This window comes from Alteriqipengyuania abyssalis, from assembly GCF_019857185.1.
GTDB classification, from domain to species: domain Bacteria; phylum Pseudomonadota; class Alphaproteobacteria; order Sphingomonadales; family Sphingomonadaceae; genus Alteriqipengyuania; species Alteriqipengyuania abyssalis.
Genome location: NZ_JAHWXP010000002.1, coordinates 719,776 through 731,451, shown reverse-complemented (window position 1 = coordinate 731,451; position 11,676 = coordinate 719,776). Strand labels below are relative to the sequence as shown.

Below are 11,676 nucleotides of genomic sequence, written 5' to 3'. Positions count from 1 at the left end.
AGATGGCCGGTCTGGTTCCCGCCAACGCGCCGCAGGGTGGCGCAGGGCAGCATCCGCCGGGGCAAGGCTCCGTGCTGGAGCCGCTGATGAACGGCCAGGGCAACATGGGCCAGCGCGCCCGTGCCTTCGCCGCGCAGCCGGTGGTGAAAAAGGCGCTGCCGTGGTTCGTCGGCATGGCCGGGCTCGGCATTGCCGCGCTGTTGTGGGCGACCCTCGCCCCCGGCCCGCAACGCGTGCTCTACTCCTCGCTCGACGATGCGAGCCGCGCCTCGGTGGTCGCCACTCTCGACCAGGCGGGGATCGACTACCAGATCAATAACGACACCGGCGCGCTCAGCGTGAGCGAGAGCGATCTGTATCGCGCGCGCATGGTGGTTGCCTCCAACGGTTCGATCGCAGCGCCGGAAACCGGCGCGCAGATGATCGAGAACCTGCCGCTGGGCGCCAGCCGCACGCTGGAAGGCGACCGCCTGCGCGCCGCGCAGGAACGCGAGCTGATGCTGACGATCCAGGAAATCGACGGGGTCGAGAGCGTCCGCGTGCATATCGCCAAGGCGGAACGATCGGTCTTCGTGCGCGAGAACGTCGCGCCTTCGGCCTCGATCATGGTCCGGATGGCTCCGGGCCGCGAACTCGCCGAAAGTCAGGTCTCCGCGATCGTCAACCTCGTCGCCGGATCGGTGCCGGGGCTCTCGCCCGATGCGGTGCGCGTGGTCGACCAGCACGGCAAGCTGCTGACCGACAAGCGCGAAGGCGCGGGCAACGAACGGCTCGACCTGCAGACTCAGATGGAAGCCAAGCTGACCGCGCAGGTCGACCAGCTGCTCTCCCCGATGATCGGAGCCGACGCCTTTTCCAGCCAGGTGCAGGTCGAGCTCGACATGAACGAGGTCACCTCGGCGCGCGAGAGCTACGACAAGGACGGCGCGATCCGCCGCGAGACGACGCAGCAAAGCTCGACCTCGCAGGCTCCCGCCGCGGGCATCCCGGGGGCGACGGCCAACACCCCGCCCGCCGATCCGCAACTGGCGGACCGCGCACCGCAGGATACCCCGCCCGCCGACGGGGCGCAGACGATGGGCGACACCTCCGCCTCGCGCACCTACGAACTGGGCCGCGAAGTCTCGGTCTCCAACCTCACCCCCGGCGCGCTCAAGCGGGTCTCTGTCGCGGTCGCGATCGACAAGAACGCGATGGCCAATGCCAATGCCGCCGACATCAAGAAGATCGAGGAACTGGTTGCCGCGGCGGTCGGCGCGCAGGATGCGCGCGGCGACAAGGTCACCGTGATGATCCGGCCCTTCACCGAGGCGGTGATCGACAAGCCCGCCTTCTACGAAACCGGCTGGTTCGCGATGGTCGTGCGCAACGCGGTTGCCCTGCTCGCGGTGCTGCTGGTGCTGCTGCTGGCGGTTCGCCCCGCGCTTAAGATGCTCAAGGGCAAGGGAGCCAAGGGCGACAAGGCAGGCGCAGACGCAGGCGGTGCCAACGGCGCGGCGCAGATCATGCTGCCCGCCAGCGGGTTCGACCGGGAAGACCTAGACGCGCAGATCCAGCTCGCCCAGCGGATCGCCCGCGAGCAGCCCGATGACGCGGTGCTTGCGCTCAGGCGCATGCTCGCCGAGCCGGTGACGAGCGAGGCCGCACGATGAGCGATCTCGCCGCCACCCCCGCCACGGGCTCCACCGCCGGGATCGACCGGGCCGCGATCATGGTCATGCTGATGAACGAGGAGGACGCCACCGGCATCCTCTCGCAGCTCGCGCCGGAAGAACTGCGCCAGCTCGCCGCACGCATGTGCAGCCTGGGCGAGATCGACCCGAGCGCCATCGCCGAGGCGATCTCCGGCTTCTCCCGCTCGATCGACAATGGCAGCATTTCCGCCCACGGACGGGTCCACAGCGTCAAGCGGATGCTGACCAGCGCGGTCGGCGACATGAAGGCCGACAGCCTGATCCGCCAGGTCGCGCCCGACCAGAAGGAAGAACCCTCTGCCGCGCTCGGCATCCTGCGCTGGCTCGATCCGGAGGTCATCGCCGACCTGCTGGTCGACGAGCACCCGCAGGCGATCGCCGTGCTGCTGCTGCAGCTCGATACCGATACCGCCGCCGCCGCGCTCGCCGCGCTGCCGCGCGAACTGCACACGCCGGTGCTGCACCGGGTCGCCCGGCTCGGCCCGGTGTCGCGTCAGGCGATCACGATCCTGGAAGAAACCATTGATGCGATGATCGAGAAGCTGCACGGCTCGGTCCCCATCACCATGGGCGGGGTCAAGGAAGCAGCCGAGATCATCAACCGCGCGCATCGCAGCGTGGAAAAGGAAGTGATGCCGCAGATCGGCAAGATCGACAAGGTACTCCACCAGCAGCTCGAACACGAGATGTTCAAGTTCGAGCATCTCTTCGCGCTCGACACCAGGCAGATCGGCACGCTGTTGCGCGAGATCGAGAACGAAACGCTCATCAACTCGCTGCGTGGCCTCGACGAGGAGGATCGCGAGATCTTCTACGCCGCGATGTCGACCCGTGCGGCCGATGGCCTGCGCGACGAGATCGAGACCATGGGCCGCATCAAGCGCGCCGATGTCGATGCCGCACAACGCGAGGTGATCGCGATCGCCAAGCGCCTGATCGCCGACGGCGACCTGATCATGGGCGATGCCGACGATGACTACGTATAGGCTGCCGGTCACCCAGCTGCGCGAGCGGCGCGGGTTCACCCCCAACGCCGCGTTCCGGGGCGCGCACACGCAGGCGCAGCCCGCCTACGCCGCCAATTCGGATACGCCTGCAAAGAGCGATCCGGTGGCCGAGGCGCATGCCCGAGGGTACGAGGAAGGCCGCGACGCCGCGATGCGCGAAATGGCCGCGATCCGCGCGGAGGAAGACGCTGCGCGCCATGCGATCACGCTCGCCTTCGCGCGCTTCGACGAAGACAGCGCGCAGGCGCTGCGCGAACGCCTGCAGGAAACCGTGATCGCGCTGTGCGAGGATGCGGTGCTGCCGCTGGCGCTCGACACCGAAGGGCTCGCGCGCCGGGTTGAGGCCGCCGCAGCGCTGCTCCAGCGCAAGACCGACGAGCGGGTGATCCGGATCCATCCGACCGACCTCGCGCTGGTCCAGCCGCTGGTCGACCCTGCGCTCACCCTGCTGGCGGACCCGTCGATCGAACGCGGCGGGCTGCGGATCGATACCGAGGATGGCGGGGTCGAGGATGGCCCCGGCCAGTGGCGCCAGGCGATCGCCGAAGCGCTCTCGCAATGCTGAAGGCCCGGTAATGCTGAACCTGATCGACGATACGCTTGGCGATTTTTCCGGCGGGTCGGTCGACCTCGCCCCACGCCGCTTCGGCCGCGTGGCCGCCTGCGATGGCGGCCTGATCGAGGTGAGCGGGCTGGGCGTGCCGATCGGCAGTGTCTGCTCGATCGTCCACGGCGGTGGGCAACGCCATTTTGCCGAGGCGATCGGCTTCCGTAACGGCAACACGATCATGATGATGCTGGGCGACACCGTGCTGCTGCGCCCGGGCGCGATGGTCCGCCCCGAAGGGCGCCCCGGGATGGTCCCGGTGGGCCGCGAATTTCTGGGGCGCGCGGTCGATGCGTCGGGCCAGCCGATCGATGGCGGCGGGCCGGTGCTCGCACGGCGCGAATGGCCCGCAGGCGGGTGGCGCACCGGCGCGCTCGACCGGGCGAGCGTCTCCCAGCCATTCGATACCGGCATCCGCTCGCTCAACGCACTGACCACGCTCGGCGTGGGCCAGCGCGTGGGGATCATGGCGGGATCGGGCGTCGGCAAATCGGTGCTGATGGACATGATCGTGGGCGGCGCGGAAGCCGATGCGATCGTGGTCGGCCTGATCGGCGAGCGCGCGCGCGAAGTCTCGGACTTCGTGTCGCGCCACATGAACGGCCCTGCGGGGGAGCGGACCGCGATCGTCGCGGTGCCCGCCGATCACGCGGCCAACCTGCGTCTGCGCGGCGCGATGCTCGCGACCTCGATTGCCGAGGAGATGCGCAGCCAGGGCAAGAAGGTGCTGCTGATCCTCGACAGCCTGACCCGAGTGGCCCACGCCGCGCGCGAGATCGGGATGCTGCTGGGCGAGCCCGGCGCGGCGCGCGGCTATCCGCCCTCCGCGCTCTCGACCATCACCAAACTCATTGAACGCGCCGGCAATTCCGCCGAGACCGGTGGAGCGATCACCGGGATCTACACCGTGCTCGCCGATGGCGACGACCAGAACGATCCGGTGGTCGATACCGCCCGCTCGATCCTCGACGGGCATATCGTGCTCTCGCGCGACATCGCGCAGCGCGGGCGCTACCCTGCGGTCGATGTCGGCGCGTCGCTCAGCCGCGTGATGAACGACATCGTGCCCCCGGCGCATGTCGTCGCGGCACGCAAATTCCGCGCGCTCAACGCCACTTACGAGGAAAACCGCGATCTGGTGCTGATGGGTGCCTATCGTCCGGGGCAGGACGCAACGCTCGACAAGGCGATCGCGATGCACGCCGGCATGTCCGCCTTCCTCGGCCAGGATATCGCCGAACATGTCGGGCTGTTCGAGGCGGTCGGCCAGCTTGAGGAGCTGATGGCGGATGACGCCTGAGCAGCGCCGCTACAGGCGGACCCGGCTGATCGAGAGGGTCCGCACGGTCGAACAGCGCCAGTCCGCGCTCGCCGCCGCAGAGGCGGAGGCCCAGCGCGCCCGGCTCGACGCGGTGTCGGCCAAGACCCGCGCACTCGCCACCCACTACGCCTCGCTGACCGATGCGACCGATGCGCAGAGCCTGCGCCGGTCGGGCGCGATGAGCAGCCAGCTGCGCGACTTGAGCGCGACGGCGGAACGCCACGCCCGCGATGCGCGCAACCAGTCCGAGGCATCGCTGGCCGCGCTCGCCCAGACCGAACGCCGCCGCCGCCGTGCGGAAGAGGATTACCGGGCCGCCGCCTCCACCTTGCGTGACAAGCTGGCCGCGCGCTGAGCGCCCGATTCCCAGTCGCTTCCCGGCTTTGGCACGCATCTTGAATAGCGCGTGCGGAACTGGAGACGGGAACCCCAATGACAGCGCTATTCCTAGACCTCGGCATCGCCAAATCGACCCGCATTCCCGGCTTCCCGCTCGACGGGCTGCCACCGCTCGAGCCGGGCGGGACGCTCCGCGGTGCCTTCGCCGAGGCGCTGGGCAAGGCGGCCACAGACAGCGATGCAGAGGGCGCGGATGCGTCGGTTGAGGGCGGTGGTGGCGATGACGTCCTGCCCGACGGGGCAGACCCGCAGGCGCTGGCGAGCGACGCTGGCGGGCTGCCGATAGCGGTCGCCATTCCCACCACTTCTAGCACGCCCAACATCGACACCGCGACGCCGAGCGAGACCGGCAAGGCAACGGCAATTGCCGCAGCGCCCGGCAAGACCTTGCCGGATGCGCAGCCCGATATTGCCGTTGCCCTGCCCATTTCGCCCAAAGAAGGCGACGGCGCTGCAAAGGCACAGCCGACACGGGACGGCGCGGCGACGACGCAGCAGGCCAACGGCGCGGCACAACCGCTCGCACTGCTGGCGATGCGCGGGCTGACGATACCTGCGGGCGCAACCGGCACCGGGCAGCCCGGCGGCGATCAGGCACCTGGCGCCTCCCCCGTAGGTCGCACAGCGGGTGCCGCAGGGATCGCCACCGCGCTCGATCCGACGGCGCTGGCCACCAGGGGAGAGGACGGATTCGCCCCCGGCGAGGGCAAAGGCGAGAGCAAGGGCGACGGCGCGCAGCGCGGCGATGCGAAGGGCGAGGCGGCAGGTCGGCTCGCCACGAAACTCGCCTCCACCGCCGCCTCCGGCAAGGCCGATACGGACAGCGCGCAGCAGGGCTTCAACATCAACGTACGCGCGGCCGACCGGGCCGGTGCGACCGATGATCAGCAGGCAGGCACATCCTCACCCACCGGCACCGCCACGCTCGTCGCGGGTGCCGCGCCGAGGGGCGCAGCGCACGCACCGCTGGGCCCGGCGAACGGCACCGCCAACGCCATGCCCGGCTTCCCCGAACTGGCCGCGCTGGTCGACCGGATCGCCGCCGCGCGCGACAGTGCGGGCGGTGGCAGCGCGACCGTCTCGCTCGCGCATAAGGAACTCGGCAATCTGTCGCTGACCTTTGAGACCAGCGGCCGCACGCTCGATGTGCAGGTCTCCGCACAGGACAATGAAACGCAGCGATCGCTCGCCGCGGCGCTCGCCGCGGATCGCCCGCATATCCGCGCGGTGGAGGCACAGCAGGCCCCGACCCAGCAACACCAGCAGCAGGCGGGCGCGCAGGGTGGCACCACGACGCACGGCGGCCAGGCCGATGCGCGCCAGTCTGGCGCTGCGGGCGATGGCCAGTCCGACCGGCGCGACAATGCGCGTCAGGCGGGCCGCGACACCGCCCCCGGCGCAGGCTCCGGCCAGCCCGGCTCCGGCCCGAAATCCGACGGCGGAATTTACGCCTGATTAACCATCAGAACCTAGACGGAATTAACCATGAGCAACGACGCCCAGACGACCGCTGACGACGCGCCCAAGAAGAAGAAGGGCGGCTTCATGAAAATGCTGCTGATGGCCATCGTCCTGCTCGGAGCAGGGGGCGGCGGCACCTATGTCGCCTTTGCTACCGGCATGATCGGGGGCGGGACCGAGAAGAAGGAAGATACCGGCCCCGAATACGTGCTAAAGGGCGAGGAAGACCCCTACGCCATCAAGAGCGAGAAGGGCGAGGAAGAAGGCAAGGTCGTCCACGGATCGGGCGGCAGCAAGTACCGCACGGCCTATTACGAATTCCAGGACGAATTCACCTCCAACCTCGCGGGCGGAATGGACCTCGTCCAGATCAGCCTCGCCGCCTCGACCCACAAGGACGGGCGCGTGCTGATGTGGCTGCACGACCATGAACTCGCAATCCGCTCGCGCATCCTGGTCGAACTCGCCTCCACCGACGCCGCCGACATTTCCAGCGCACAGGGCAAGGAAAAGCTGCAGCAGCGCCTAACCAAGGCGATCAACGACGAGCTGATCGCGCACGAGGGTTTCGGCGGGGTCGACAACGTCTATTTCCGCTCGCTGATCATCCAATGATCGAAACCGCGTCTTCCACCGGCACACGCACCGCGCAGCACTGCGAGCAGCTGTTGTCGAACTCGCTCGAGACGATCGACGTCGCGGGCGATTTCGCGCGGCTCGGCACCCGGCTCGCGCGCGCGCTCCAGCCGCGCTTCGCCGCGCTGTTCGATACCCGCAAGCTCGAGGTCGAACTGGTCGACACCGCCTCCTGCGCGGCGGACGCTCTGGAGGAGACGCTGGGTCCGGCGATGCACCACGCGCGTTTCGCGCTGCCGGTGAAGGGGCTCGGCATCCTTGCCAGCGCCAGGATCGGCGCGCTGATCGGCGAATTCGACCGGATGCTGGGCGGTGACGGCGATGCGCCCGAAGACGCGCCCGCCCTGCCCGCCTCCGCCGATCGCTTCTCGCGCCAGATCGAAGGCGAAGTGCTCTCCGCCTGTGCAGAGGCCAGCGGCCGCGAAGATCTGGCCGCCGCAGCCCGCGGGACCGTGCTGCGCGAGATCGTCCCGTCCTCGGCGCAAGCACCGGTCCATCTGGCGACCTTCGCGGTCAGCCGGCCCGATACGCCCAAGTTCATGCTCACCATCGCGGTGTGCGAGACCACCTTCGTCCAGTTCGCTGGCGAGGCGCCCGTGGGCAAGCCGGTCCGCCGCACGCTGGGTGAACTGCCGCTCGACCGCTCGCCGCTCGCCCATGTCGAGATGACTGCGACCGCAACGCTGGTCGACATGACGCTGCCGCTGCACCGGATCGCCGGATTGCAGGTCGGCGCGCTGCTGCCGGTCTCGATCCATCGCAGCGTTCCGCTGTCGATTGCCGACATCACCATCGCCCTGGGGGCGGTGGGCGCGCTCGACGATCGGGTCGCGCTCGAAATCCATTACACCGCACTTGCGAAGGACATCTAAGCCATGACCATGCCATTCGATGGCTACGGCCTGATCCAGGAAATCGACGTTCGCCTGACGGTGGAGCTAGGACGCAAGAACCTGCCGCTGCGCGAGATCATGGCGCTGGGCGAGAACAGCCTGGTCGAACTCGACCGGCTGACCGACGAGCCGCTGGACATCATGGTCAATGGCCGCCTGATCGCTCGCGGCGAAGTGGTCGCGCAGGGCAATCGCTTCGCGATCCGCATCCTCGAACTCTCCGGCGCGGGCGCACCTGCGTCCACCCCGACCAGCGCGCCGCAGCCGACCGTGCGCGGCGCGGACGGCGCACCGATCGAAGACCGGCGCGCACCGCCGCCGACGGTGGAGCAGCTGTAATGCTGATCTACATCCTCAAGCTGCTGATCCTGCTGCCGCTGATCGGGGGGATGATCTGGGGCAGCCTGAAGCTGGCCAAGCGGATGCAGGGCCAGCTGGGCGCACCCGGCGGTGGCGGGGAGAAAGCGGTCCGCATCGTCGAGACCACCATGCTCTCCCCCACCCTGCGGCTCGCGGTGATCGAGTTTCACGGGCGTGAGATACTCGTCTCCACCTCCAAGGGCGGGCTGACCCGTCTGGCCGAGGCTCCGGCGCGCGCCAGGACGCCCGACACCGCTAGCCACACCGGCACCACGACCATCGCACAGGAGCACGCTGCGTGATCGCACGCCTCGTCAGATGGGCCGCCACGCTCGGCGCGCTTGCCTATACCGGGATCGCGCACGCGGCCACCGCCGTGCCGACCGACAGTGCCGCCGCTGGCGCGCTCGACCGCGCCTTCGGCGAGCTTGGCGGCGCGGGCGGCGAACCGCTGAGCCTCTCGCTCCAGCTGCTGCTGGTGATGGGGCTGCTGACCTTCCTGCCCGCGATCCTACTGATGATGACCAGCTTCACGCGGATCATCGTTGTGCTGGCGATCCTGCGGCAGGCGCTGGGCCTGCAACAGTCGCCGCCCAATCAGGTGCTGATCGGGATTTCGCTGTTCCTCTCGCTGTTCATCATGGCCCCGACGCTGGACCGGGTGAATACCGCCGCGATCGAGCCCTATTCCGCCGGGCAGATCAACGCCGAGGTCGCGATCGAACGCGCCGGAGGCGAATTCCACAAATTCATGATCCGCCAGACGCGCGAGAACGACCTGCAGATGTTCGCCGACATCGCCAATGCGCCCAAGTTCGCCAGCCCGCAGGACGTGCCCTTCTCGATCCTGCTGCCCGCCTTCGTGACCAGCGAGCTGAAGACCGCGTTCCAGATCGGCTTCATGCTGTTCCTGCCCTTCCTCGTGATCGACCTCGTCGTGTCCTCCGTCCTGATGAGTCTGGGGATGATGATGATGAGCCCGATGCTCGTTTCGCTGCCTTTCAAGCTGCTGCTGTTCGTCCTGGTGGACGGGTGGTCGCTGCTGATGGGCTCCCTCGCCTCAAGCTTCGTGTGAGCCTGACCAATGGATGAAATGTCCGTCCTTCTCTCGCTGGCCGACCGGATGCTGTGGACCACCGCGCTGGTCGCCGCGCCGATCCTGCTCGCCGCGCTGGGCCTGGGCCTGGTGATCGGGCTGATCCAGGCGGCGACCTCGGTCAACGAACAGACGCTGACCTTCGTCCCCAAGCTGGCGGCAGTGGCCTTCGTGCTGGTGGTGCTGGGCGCATCGATGATGGCGCTGGTGACCGATTTCACCCAGGACATCTTCGTCGAGATCGCCCGGATCGGGGATTAGGGCCGCGCCATGATCGCGCTCGATTTCGGACTTGGCGGTTTCGAGGCCGACATCTGGCGGGTCGTGTTCCTAATGACCCGGGTGGGCGCCGCGCTGCTCGCCGCGCCGTTCTTCGGCGCGTCCAACGTGCCGGTGGTGGTGCGCATCTCGTTCACCGGCGCGATGGCGATCTTCATTTCGATCTGGCTGCCCGAAGTCGCCACGCCCCCCGCCCTGCTGACGCTGGACGGCATGCTCGCGCTGGCGGGTGAGGCGCTGATCGGCCTGATGCTGGGCTTCGTCCTGCAGATCGCCTTTGCTGCGCCGACCATCGCCGCCGAAGTGATCGGCGGCAGCATGGGGCTGAGCATGGCGACCACCACCGATCCCAATGGCGGCGGCAGCACCACCGCCTTCGGCCAGTACTTCATCATCGTGCTGACGCTGATCTTCCTCGCCACCAACGCGCATCTGCACTGGCTCGCGCTGGTCACCGAGAGCTATCGCGCGTTCCCGCCGGGCCAGACGTGGATCGGGCCCGAGCGGTTCGAGACGATCTTCATGTTCGGCGGCACTTTGTTCGAAACCGCGCTGCGGATCGCGCTGCCGGTCACCCTGATCCTGCTGCTGGTCCAGATCGTCACCGGCATCCTCAGCCGCTCGGCCCCCTCGCTCAACCTGTTCGCGCTGGGCCTGCCCGCAGGTGTGCTCGCAGGGATCGCCGCGCTGATCATCGCCGCCCCGCTGATCTACGACCAGTTCACCGATCTGGTGCAGGTCGCGCTCGCCCAGGCCGAAAGCGTGATGGAATCATGAGCGAGACCGCGGGCGAGAAGACATTTGCGCCAACCGAGAAGCGCCTGCGCGATGCCGCGAACAAGGGCGATGTGCTGCGCTCGAAGGATCTGGGCACGGCGGCGGTCATGCTGGTCGGCGCGGCCTGGCTCGCCTTTGCCGGACCTTGGCTGCTGAGCGAGATTTCCAACCTTCTGCGCGAAAGCTTCCAGTTCGATTCGAGCGAGATCGTCGATTTCCGGCCCGACCGGCTGATGATCGAAGGGCTGACCGCCGCGCTGCCGCCGATCTTCGCACTCGCGGTCCCGGTCATTCTGGTCACGCTGGTCAGCCAGCTGGCGTTCGGGCGCGGGCGGTTCGTCGCCAAGAACCTCGAATTCAAGCACACCCGGATCAACCCGGCCTCGGGCCTCAAGCGGATGTTCGGCCCCAACGGGCTGATCGAGATGGGCAAGGGCATCCTCAAGGTCGTGCTGCTGGGCGGACTTGCGGCGCTGTGGTGGAGCTATTCTTACGAGAACCTGCTGGGCCTGGGGCGCGGCAACCTGTCGCAGCAGCTGACCACCGCGTGGTGGTCGGTCATTTCGCTGTTCCTCGTCCTGTGCGGCGGGCTGGTGGTGATCGCGGCGGTCGACCTGCCGATCCAGTGGGTCCGCCGGAACAAGAAGCTCAAGATGAGCCACCAAGAAATGAAGGACGAGAACAAGGAGAGCGAGGGCTCTCCCGAAGCGAAGTCCGCCCGTCGCCAGCGCCAGCGCGATATCGCCGCAGGCTCGGTCTCCGGCGCGATGCGCGAGGCGCAGTTCGTCATCACCAACCCGACCCACTTCGCGGTCGCGCTCAGCTACGACCCCGAGAAAGCCTCCGCTCCGATCGTGCTCGCCAAGGGGCGTGGGGAGAAAGCGCTGGCGATGAAGGAGCTGGCGCGCGAATTCGGCCTGCCGACGCTCGAATATCCGCAGCTCGCCCGCTCGGTCTACTTCACCAGCCGCGAACGGCAGGTTATCTGCGAGGATCTGTACGGCGCGATCGCTGCCGTGCTGGCCTATGTCCTCTCGCTCAAGCGCGGCGAAATGCCGCCGCTGCCCGCGATCGAGGTGCCCGTCGCGCTGCGCTTCGATGCAGATGGGCGACTGAACTAGCGCGCCCTTCCCGCGCGCCCGGCAA

At 68.3% G+C, this 11,676-nt stretch carries 14 protein-coding genes; all 14 read left to right on the top strand.

Annotated elements, in window-relative coordinates; translation table 11 throughout:
- Positions 1-2: 2 nt before the first annotated feature.
- The 14 genes from fliF to KYN89_RS08620 all read left to right on the top strand — a co-directional run bounded on the left by fliF (position 3) and on the right by KYN89_RS08620 (position 11,651).
- The gene (gene fliF, locus KYN89_RS08685; protein ID WP_248285084.1) at positions 3-1,652 is read left to right on the top strand and encodes a flagellar basal-body MS-ring/collar protein FliF; all 1,650 of its coding nucleotides are present in this window, start codon (positions 3-5) and stop codon (positions 1,650-1,652) included.
- On the top strand, positions 1,649-2,680 hold the full coding sequence (locus KYN89_RS08680) for a flagellar motor switch protein FliG (protein ID WP_222824691.1): 1,032 nt from the start codon (positions 1,649-1,651) through the stop codon (positions 2,678-2,680). Before fliF ends, KYN89_RS08680 begins: the two co-directional genes overlap by 4 nt.
- Complete coding sequence (locus KYN89_RS08675) at positions 2,667-3,266, top strand: FliH/SctL family protein (protein WP_248285083.1); 600 nt, start codon at positions 2,667-2,669, stop codon at positions 3,264-3,266. The genes KYN89_RS08680 and KYN89_RS08675 overlap by 14 nt, the downstream gene beginning before the upstream one ends.
- Positions 3,267-3,276: 10 nt before the next feature.
- Positions 3,277-4,608, top strand: a complete 1,332-nt coding sequence (locus KYN89_RS08670) for a FliI/YscN family ATPase (protein WP_222824689.1) — start codon at positions 3,277-3,279, stop codon at positions 4,606-4,608.
- The gene (locus KYN89_RS08665) at positions 4,598-4,984 is read left to right on the top strand and encodes a hypothetical protein (RefSeq protein WP_054523548.1); all 387 of its coding nucleotides are present in this window, start codon (positions 4,598-4,600) and stop codon (positions 4,982-4,984) included. The genes KYN89_RS08670 and KYN89_RS08665 overlap by 11 nt, the downstream gene beginning before the upstream one ends.
- A gap of 77 nt (positions 4,985-5,061) precedes the next feature.
- Positions 5,062-6,483, top strand: a complete 1,422-nt coding sequence (locus tag KYN89_RS08660; protein WP_222824688.1) for a hypothetical protein — start codon at positions 5,062-5,064, stop codon at positions 6,481-6,483.
- A 30-nt stretch (positions 6,484-6,513) separates the two neighbouring features.
- Positions 6,514-7,104, top strand: coding sequence for a flagellar basal body-associated FliL family protein (locus tag KYN89_RS08655; RefSeq protein WP_222824687.1), 591 nt, complete (start codon positions 6,514-6,516; stop codon positions 7,102-7,104).
- Positions 7,101-7,997 carry a FliM/FliN family flagellar motor switch protein gene (locus tag KYN89_RS08650; RefSeq protein WP_222824686.1) on the top strand — a complete coding sequence of 299 codons (897 nt, stop codon included), beginning with the start codon at positions 7,101-7,103 and terminating at the stop codon, positions 7,995-7,997. The genes KYN89_RS08655 and KYN89_RS08650 overlap by 4 nt, the downstream gene beginning before the upstream one ends.
- 3 nt (positions 7,998-8,000) lie before the next feature.
- Positions 8,001-8,357: a flagellar motor switch protein FliN gene (gene fliN, locus KYN89_RS08645; RefSeq protein ID WP_010233958.1), complete on the top strand. Its 357-nt coding sequence runs from the start codon at positions 8,001-8,003 to the stop codon at positions 8,355-8,357.
- Positions 8,357-8,680 carry a flagellar biosynthetic protein FliO gene (locus KYN89_RS08640; protein ID WP_222824685.1) on the top strand — a complete coding sequence of 108 codons (324 nt, stop codon included), beginning with the start codon at positions 8,357-8,359 and terminating at the stop codon, positions 8,678-8,680. The genes fliN and KYN89_RS08640 overlap by 1 nt, the downstream gene beginning before the upstream one ends.
- Positions 8,677-9,453: a flagellar type III secretion system pore protein FliP gene (gene fliP, locus KYN89_RS08635; RefSeq protein ID WP_222824684.1), complete on the top strand. Its 777-nt coding sequence runs from the start codon at positions 8,677-8,679 to the stop codon at positions 9,451-9,453. The genes KYN89_RS08640 and fliP overlap by 4 nt, the downstream gene beginning before the upstream one ends.
- A 9-nt stretch (positions 9,454-9,462) precedes the next feature.
- A complete protein-coding gene (locus tag KYN89_RS08630; protein WP_010233953.1) occupies positions 9,463-9,735 on the top strand; it encodes a flagellar biosynthetic protein FliQ in 273 nt (90 codons plus the stop codon).
- 9 nt (positions 9,736-9,744) lie between these two features.
- The gene (fliR, locus tag KYN89_RS08625; protein ID WP_222824683.1) at positions 9,745-10,530 is read left to right on the top strand and encodes a flagellar biosynthetic protein FliR; all 786 of its coding nucleotides are present in this window, start codon (positions 9,745-9,747) and stop codon (positions 10,528-10,530) included.
- The gene (locus KYN89_RS08620; protein WP_222824682.1) at positions 10,527-11,651 is read left to right on the top strand and encodes an EscU/YscU/HrcU family type III secretion system export apparatus switch protein; all 1,125 of its coding nucleotides are present in this window, start codon (positions 10,527-10,529) and stop codon (positions 11,649-11,651) included. Before fliR ends, KYN89_RS08620 begins: the two co-directional genes overlap by 4 nt.
- The last annotated feature ends 25 nt before the right edge of the window (positions 11,652-11,676 follow it).

What these genes read in the sequence shown, in the direction of transcription:
- fliF (WP_248285084.1), top strand. Translation starts at nt 3, where the DNA reads ATGGCCGGTCTGGTTCCCGCCAACGCGCCGCAGGGTGGCGCAGGGCAG.
- KYN89_RS08680 (WP_222824691.1), top strand. Translation starts at nt 1,649, where the DNA reads ATGAGCGATCTCGCCGCCACCCCCGCCACGGGCTCCACCGCCGGGATC.
- KYN89_RS08675 (WP_248285083.1), top strand. Translation starts at nt 2,667, where the DNA reads ATGACTACGTATAGGCTGCCGGTCACCCAGCTGCGCGAGCGGCGCGGG.
- KYN89_RS08670 (WP_222824689.1), top strand. Translation starts at nt 3,277, where the DNA reads ATGCTGAACCTGATCGACGATACGCTTGGCGATTTTTCCGGCGGGTCG.
- KYN89_RS08665 (WP_054523548.1), top strand. Translation starts at nt 4,598, where the DNA reads ATGACGCCTGAGCAGCGCCGCTACAGGCGGACCCGGCTGATCGAGAGG.
- KYN89_RS08660 (WP_222824688.1), top strand. Translation starts at nt 5,062, where the DNA reads ATGACAGCGCTATTCCTAGACCTCGGCATCGCCAAATCGACCCGCATT.
- KYN89_RS08655 (WP_222824687.1), top strand. Translation starts at nt 6,514, where the DNA reads ATGAGCAACGACGCCCAGACGACCGCTGACGACGCGCCCAAGAAGAAG.
- KYN89_RS08650 (WP_222824686.1), top strand. Translation starts at nt 7,101, where the DNA reads ATGATCGAAACCGCGTCTTCCACCGGCACACGCACCGCGCAGCACTGC.
- fliN (WP_010233958.1), top strand. Translation starts at nt 8,001, where the DNA reads ATGACCATGCCATTCGATGGCTACGGCCTGATCCAGGAAATCGACGTT.
- KYN89_RS08640 (WP_222824685.1), top strand. Translation starts at nt 8,357, where the DNA reads ATGCTGATCTACATCCTCAAGCTGCTGATCCTGCTGCCGCTGATCGGG.
- KYN89_RS08630 (WP_010233953.1), top strand. Translation starts at nt 9,463, where the DNA reads ATGGATGAAATGTCCGTCCTTCTCTCGCTGGCCGACCGGATGCTGTGG.
- fliR (WP_222824683.1), top strand. Translation starts at nt 9,745, where the DNA reads ATGATCGCGCTCGATTTCGGACTTGGCGGTTTCGAGGCCGACATCTGG.
- KYN89_RS08620 (WP_222824682.1), top strand. Translation starts at nt 10,527, where the DNA reads ATGAGCGAGACCGCGGGCGAGAAGACATTTGCGCCAACCGAGAAGCGC.